Here is an 849-nt window from a genome sequence, read left to right as displayed (position 1 = left end):
CGACCAGCCATCGAAAGCAATGTGATGCCAGACAATTAACAGGTAATCTGTTCCTGATAATTGAAAGTGTTTCAATCGCATGCTTGGCTCTGAACTTAAATCGAAAGGCTGACCGATAGCACTTTGAATTTTTAACATTAATTCCTGTTCGGAGCTTACTTGATAGCTATCGAGTGTTATCGGTCCTTCGAGCACTCTTTGAAAAAGGTTTCCTTCAACATCTTTGAGATAGATTGTTTTCAAAACGGAATGCCGGTTGACAACTTTGTTGGCACTCTCAACCAGCGCCTCAAGGGAGACATTATCGGAAAGCTTTACGCAGTGGGGAATATGATAAGCGTCGGTACCTTGCTCTAGCTGTTCAATAAACAACAATCGTTGTTGTGCAAAAGACAAGGGATAGTCTTTCAAGAACGGCATCCGGTTAAAAGCCGAAGGACTATTCACCTGATAGCGCTCTAACAGCGATACTAACATGTCTTTATTATTACGAATTTGTTCGATTAAAGTGCCATGTTCTTCCGAACCATCATAATCCAGCTGTAAATTTCCATCTTCGAGCCAAATAGAGAACTTATTGCCATGTATTTTTCTTAACAACTTTAACATAATTAAATACTAATCCGTTTTCCCTGAGTCTGTACGCGCGCTGAAGAAGACTGTATAAGTAAATTGTCAGTATCTTTTTGCGACTCCAATTTTTTTACTATTTTTGCTATGGTTTTTTGCTGAAATAACAATTCCATGGATAAATTTTTAGACAGGCGTTTTCTACATGCCGCCATCATTCGCATGGCAACCATGGAGTTACCGCCCAGTCTGAAAAAACTATCGTGAATACCTACTCGT

Annotated in this window: 2 protein-coding genes; both read right to left on the bottom strand. The window is 39.6% G+C overall.

Features of this window, described 5'->3' with window-relative positions; all coding sequences use genetic code 11:
* A partial coding sequence (locus tag IYN84_RS20855; RefSeq protein ID WP_196141219.1) for a condensation domain-containing protein occupies nucleotides 1-609 on the bottom strand: 609 nt, incomplete at its 3' end.
* 2 nt (nucleotides 610-611) lie between these two features.
* Nucleotides 612-849, bottom strand: a 238-nt coding sequence (locus tag IYN84_RS20850; RefSeq protein WP_196141218.1) for a phosphopantetheine-binding protein, incomplete at its 5' end; no start/stop codon positions are given.

This window comes from Aliikangiella sp. G2MR2-5 (assembly GCF_015687155.1).
Classification (GTDB): Bacteria; Pseudomonadota; Gammaproteobacteria; order Enterobacterales; family Kangiellaceae; genus Aliikangiella.
The sequence above is the reverse complement of the archived record's forward strand: the minus strand, read 5'-3'. Positions and strand labels throughout refer to the sequence as shown.